The sequence below is a fragment of the Castellaniella denitrificans genome (assembly GCF_042653765.1).
Taxonomy (GTDB): Bacteria; Pseudomonadota; Gammaproteobacteria; order Burkholderiales; family Burkholderiaceae_B; genus Castellaniella; species Castellaniella denitrificans.
The window spans coordinates 1-6,233 of sequence record NZ_JBHSEZ010000022.1; the positions used below are offsets into that span (position 1 = coordinate 1).

General features: G+C 64.5%; 4 protein-coding genes. All 4 read left to right on the forward strand.

The features are described 5' to 3' along the window. A partial coding sequence (locus ACFO27_RS12120) for a type I secretion C-terminal target domain-containing protein (protein WP_376817552.1) occupies window positions 1–467 on the forward strand: 467 nt, incomplete at its 5' end. Window positions 468–699: 232 nt separating this feature from the next. After that, entirely contained in the window at window positions 700–1,317 is a 618-nt protein-coding gene (locus tag ACFO27_RS12125) for a DUF4351 domain-containing protein (protein ID WP_376817554.1), read from the forward strand. Between the two features lie 267 nt (window positions 1,318–1,584). Then, the gene (locus ACFO27_RS12130) at window positions 1,585–4,479 is read left to right on the forward strand and encodes a retention module-containing protein (protein WP_376817555.1); all 2,895 of its coding nucleotides are present in this window, start codon (window positions 1,585–1,587) and stop codon (window positions 4,477–4,479) included. A 384-nt stretch (window positions 4,480–4,863) separates the two neighbouring features. Beyond that, the coding region (locus ACFO27_RS12135; protein WP_376817556.1) for a retention module-containing protein at window positions 4,864–6,233 on the forward strand (1,370 nt) is incomplete at its 3' end.

The window sequence follows — 6,233 nt, forward strand, 5'->3', positions numbered from 1 at the left end:
CGCTGTTTGGAGGCCAGGGCAGCGACACTCTGGTGGGTGGCGCCGGCAACGACCACCTGCATGGCGGCGCTGGCAACGACTTCCTGACCGGCGGTGCGGGTGACGACGTGTTCGTGTGGAAGCTGGGCGACCAGGGTTCCACGGCGACGCCCGCGGTGGATCACGTCACGGACTTCGGTGTGACGAGCGGCGGTACGCTGGGCAAGGATACTCTCGACCTGAGCGAACTGCTGAGCGGCCATACGGACGCCAACGATCTGACGCAGTACCTCCACATCAGCGGCGGCACCGGCGCGGATGCGGGCAAGACCATCATCAACGTCAGCACGGATGGAGATGTGGCCAACAGCCATAACCAGCAGATCGTCATCGACAACGTCGATCTGACGGCGGGTCATGGCAGCGATCAGGCTGCGCTGATCCAGAGCCTGATCAACGACGGCAAGCTGAAGGTCGATCACAGCTAAACCGTTATTCCGTCTCCCTTTCGCCCGCTCTCCGGATTCTCCCGGGGAGCGGGCGTTTTACATCGGCCCATCCCGGAAAGGCGGTACGACAGCAGAGCATGAGCATTTGATCCGTCCGTAGATCCCAGTCTGGCGGAGCGGGCGGGTATCCCCAGAATAAGGCTTCCCGAACCTGGAAGCCGCCATGTCCGCCCGCAAGCGCTCTCTCATTGCTCCTGCAGTCCCGGCCTGTATGGTCCAGGTCCGCCATCGGGACGACGCCGACGCCTGGATCCTGGTCCACGTCGAAGTGCAGGGCGGTGACACCGGTCCTCAGGCAACCGCCCGGATCGCGCATCGCATGTACCGCTACCGGACGCGCATCGAAGACCGGCACGAAACGCTCAGCGCCCAGGCCGGACAGCCCCCGCCCGCCCTGTTCAGCCTGTGCATCCTGGTCGCCAGCCGCTCGGGTCCGGACTGCCTGGAATACCGGCGCGAATTCCTCGGTCAGAGTGTGAGTTTTTCCTTTCCCGTCGTACACGTATCCCAGTGGCTGGACCGCTGGGATGAACTGGAATCGCGGGCCCGCACGAACCCGTTCGCGGTGGTGATCATGGCGCAGTTGCAGGCCTTGCGGCACCACGGGGCACAGCGGGTCGGGCCGACCCTTTCGCTGGCGCGGCTGCTGTACGAGTACGGCTGCACGCGTGACCAGATCCGGTTGCTGCTGCGCCAGATCGAGCGCCGCTTCGGCCCGGTGGACGCCAAAACCACGCAACGTATCCAGTCCGCCCAATCCGCCGACCTGGAAACCTGGTCGCTGAACTTCGTGGACGCCACGACGCTGGAAGACGTCTTCCGCGATTGATCCGGCATCCCTGGCGCATGGGTTGCATTCAAATGGATCAGCGGGCCGTCGTGCAGCCGCGGTGCGGCGTATGCCGGAGGCCATCCAGTGGCTCCAAGATCAGCCAGGCGGTCATTAAAATTTGATGTACAGCAAGAAAAGCCGGTAACAAGGCCTGTCACTGTCATAAAAAATCGGTTTGTGCATTGGTAGTATCCCTAGTCTGCTTTTCGCCGGACGCATGATCTGCACCGGCGCTGGGCGCTGTTGACCACTACCAGGGATTCCATGCGCATGACGACCGATACCGTCCTGATCACCCACGTTGCCGGCCAGGCCTGGCTGCAAACACCCAACGATGAGCAGGTCGCCTTGCGCGCGGGCATGCGGATACCGGCCGATGCGCGCATCGTGACGGGCGCGGACGCAAAGGTCATGCTGCAGGCCGAGGGCGCGGCGCCGATGGTGGTGGGCCAGGATGCGGATGTGGTGATCGCTGCGGAAGTCGCCGAGACGCGCGCGCGGGCGCCGGAATCGGAGCCGGCGTTGATGGAGGCGGGCGAGTCGGTGGCCGACCAGGTGCTGGCGCTGCTCGATGCGGGCGAGGATCCTTTCGCGGTGCTCGACCCGACCGCGGCGGTATTGACGGGCGGCGGTGGCGGCGGCACCGATGTCACGCGACTGTCGAGCGTCACCGAGACGACCGCGTCGCTGAGCCTGGATTTCCCGGCGCCGGGCGTGGCGGCCCTGGAAGCCGTGCCCTTGACGGGCGGCGGCGCGGGCGTGATCGGCGGCGACCCGCTGGTGCCCGGGCCCGGCCAGCCGGACTTGCCCGATCAACCCGGCCTGCCGGGGCCGACGATCGAGATCGCCGACATGAATGACGATGGACCGGATCATGTCTTGCCCGGGACGCTCAGCATCGAGGAAAACAATACGGAAGAAGGCGTCCCCGGCTGGCTGACCGTCACCGCGCCGGCGGGGCTGTCCCATCTGGTGTTTGACGTCACCGGCGCCGATGGCGCGCCGGCATCCCAGCTCGTCTCGCTGGATGCTTTGCTGGGCGCGTCGGCCGACGCGCCTGTCGTGATCGATACGGATCGCGGCCAGTTGCTCATCACGGGCTATGACCGGGACAGCGGCCGGGTCGATTACACGTATCGGTCCGACGGTCCCCAGGACCATGGACCGGCCACCGATGGCGAATCCGTGTTCGACCGGATCGGCATCACCGTGGTGGATGATGAAGGCCGGACCGCGTCGTCCGACCTGGTGGCCAACATCCTGGATACCGTGCCGCGTCCCGTCGACGACCACGACACCATCACCGATGGCGAGCAGGCCACCGTCAGCGGCAATATCCTGGACAATGACGCGCACAGCGGCGACCCCGTCACGATCACGGGTGCGCGCGCCGACGGGGGGGACGAGCCGGTGGGCGACGATCTCAGCCCGATGCCGCCGGGCGGGGAACTCGTGCTCTTTGGCAGCTACGGCGATCTCACCATCCACGCCGATGGAACCTATACCTACACCCTGGCCGTGGAAGGCGATCCGCGGTACGCGGCATTGCAGGCACTGGGCGAAGGAGACGAGGCGAAAGAGAATTTCGCCTATCGCGTCACCGACAGCGACGGGGATTCCGCGCTTGGCTCGATCACCATCACCGTGGTCGGGGCCAACAACGCCCCCACACTCAGATTCGATGGCCAGGGCGGGCACGCGGCCGTATCGGAAGAAGGCCTGTCCAGCAATTACGTGAACAATGAGCCGACCGACAACGGCAATCTTCATGGCGCGGGCGTGGCCGATGAAAACGGCCGGGGCGATGGCGCCGACACCACCGACTCGGCGACTTCCAGCGGGACGTTTTCCGTCAGTGATGCGGACCATGCCGCGGGCCGCCTGACCGTGTCGCTCGGGACCGAGGGCTTGCCGACCGACTGGACGTCCAGCGGCCAGACCATCCAGTGGTCCGTCGATGAAACCGGCCACGTGCTGCGGGGCACGGTGGAGCATGGCAGCGGTGCCCAGGCCGTGGTCGACACCGTGCTCCAGGCCACCCTGACCGACAATGGCGACGGGTCCTACCGCTACGACGTCGTCTTGCGCGCGCCGATCGGGCATCCCGACCAGGCCGGCGAAGACGTCCTGGGCATGAAGGTCCCGATCACCGTGACCGATCCGTCAGGCGCCGCGAATGCGTCGAGTACGTACTATCTGGACGTCCAGGTCGAGGACGACAGCCCGCTGGCGGCCGATATCGAGATCGGCGTCACCGAGGGCGACACCCGGCCCGTCCAGGGCAACATCATGGACGATGCACGTTTCGATATCATCGCCGGCGGCTCCGGCGATCCGGACAACCAGGCGCAGCATGGCAGTTGGGGGGGAGACGGCCCGATGGCGGGCGATCAGAGCTACTACAAGATGGAGTGGGCGGGCGGCGACGCGCACTCCGGGGATGGGGAATCGCTGTCCGACTATGGCACGCTGACGCTCCATCCCGACGGCAATTATCGTTTCGATCTGAACAACGACAGCGCCCATACGCAGGCGCTGCGGGCGGGCGAGACCAAATCCTTCTCGATCGGCTACACCATCTATGACAGCGATGGCGACAAGGCCAGCGCCGAGCTCGTGATCACGATCACCGGCACGGGCGGCGATGCCGACCCCCATGCGGATCGCGCGGCGCCCGCACCGGGCGATGCGGCTCACGATACCGTTCTCGCCGCCGCTTTCGCGGCCGGAACGGACGCGGCGCCGCGCGTCGATGACCATCCGCCGCATCCCGTCGGCCCCATTTCCCTCGCCGGCAGTCCCGGCGATGACGTATTCGTCTGGACCTTCGCCGACCGGGGCGCCGGGCAGGCTCCCGCCGCGGATCACATCGCCGATTTCGGCATGGGCGGCAGCGATCCCAACGGCCGGGACCGCATCGATTTGAGCGAGCTGCTTTCCGACCGCGCCGAAGGCGAAGATCTGACGCATTATCTCCAGATCAGCGGCGACGGCCATCAGACCGTGATCAACGTCAGCACCACGGGGCACGTGGATACCGGCCATGACCGGCAGATCATCATCGACAACGTCGATCTCACGGCCGGCGGCCCCACGGACCAGCACGAGCTGATCGGCAACCTGATCCACGATGGCAAGTTGAAAGTCGACGCCGGCTGACGGGAGCCGGCCCGGCCCGCCGCCTTCTGTTCCGGGCGCCAGTCCGGGGCGCGGGGTTCAGTCCCGGCCAGCGTATTGCACACCGCCCGCCTCAGGCATTGCCCGGGGCGGGCGGTGTGCGTTTGTGGATGTGGCCATCCGCTATTTGTAACTTCATGGCATCACTCTATGTATCTATTTGTATGTTTTATAGGGGGATATTTACGATTTTGTTGATGTCACACAAGGAAACCTAGTGTTAACCCTGTGATATGGCGGCACCGCCAATAGGGCAATGTTACAAGTATCTGTAAGATTTGAGTCATTTAAATCATAAATGTTGCTAAATGCATATCGCTGCATAGGCAATAGTTGCTGTGATGTTGTTCTGAGGAGTGCATATATATGGCGACCGATACCGTTCTGATTTCTCATGTCGTTGGCAAAGCCTGGATGCGCGCATCCGACGGCACGCTCGTCGCCTTGCGCGAAGGGATGCGTGTGCCGGCCGACGCCCACATCCTGACGGAGGAAGGCGCGTCCGTGACGCTGCAGGCCGATGGCACGCCGCCGGTGGTTATTGGTGAGAATACCGACATGGTGGTCACCGACGACATCGCCGCGGCGCAGCCGCAGCCGGCCGAGCACGCGGTGACCCCGCCCACCGCCGACGTCGCCGGCCAGGTGCTGGCCGCGCTGCAGGCGGGCGAAGACCCCTTCGAGATCCTGGACCCGACCGCCGCGGTGCTGTTCGGCGGCGAAGGCGGCGGGTTTAATTTCACCCGTCTGGCGAGCGTGCTCGAAACCACTTCGCCCCTGGGCCTGGCCTATCCGCGCCCGGGCGTGGAAACGCCGGAATTTGTGCAACTGGGCGGGGTTGCCGCCACGGCGGATGATACTGCCGCGCCGGTTCCGGCCGGGCCGACGATCAATGTCCCGGATATAAACGATATTCCGGGCGGTGACGAGCAGGCGCCTGTGACGGTGCCGGGCAATTTCACCATTTCCGAGACGGATACCGAAACAGGTATCGTGGGCACCTTCAGCTTCAGCGCTGCGGGTGGTCTTCAGGCGCTGATCTTCAATTTTTCCGGTGAAACGGGTACGAGTGGTGGCGCTGCTGCCCCTGCTGATGCAGCTCCCCGTACGGTAACGTTGAGCGATCTGCAGGCTTCGGCAACGATGCCGATCGAAATCGATACCGATCGTGGTCTTCTGATCATCAATGGCTATAACACCGAGACTGGTGAAGTCAGCTATCGGTATGTTTCCGATGGTTGGCAGGACCATCGTCAGGGCGATGGCGAGTCCGTTTTCGATACCATCGGAATTACCGTGATGGACAATCAAGGGCGGACAGTATCGTCTGATCTGGTGGCGAATATCACGGACACGACACCTGAGGCGCAGGACGATTCGGTGACGCAATCGGCGGAGGACGCTGATGTGACAGTGGATGTGTTTGCGGACAACGGCCATGGGGCTGACACGGCTGGCGCCGATGGTGTGGATCTGGAAACGGGCGTGAACCTGGTACCTGGGAGTCTGAACGGCACCGGTAATCTGGTCTACAACAGCAACGGCACCTTCACCTACACCCCGGGCGCGGGTGAGGAAGGCACGGTGACGTTCAAGTACACGATCACCGATGGCGACGGGGATCCGTCGGAAGCGGCGGTGACGATCACGCTGCAGGGCGACTCCAAGCCGGAGATCGAGGTCACGCCGAGTGATCCGGTTGCGCAGTCCGGCACGGGCACGGTGCTCGAATCGGG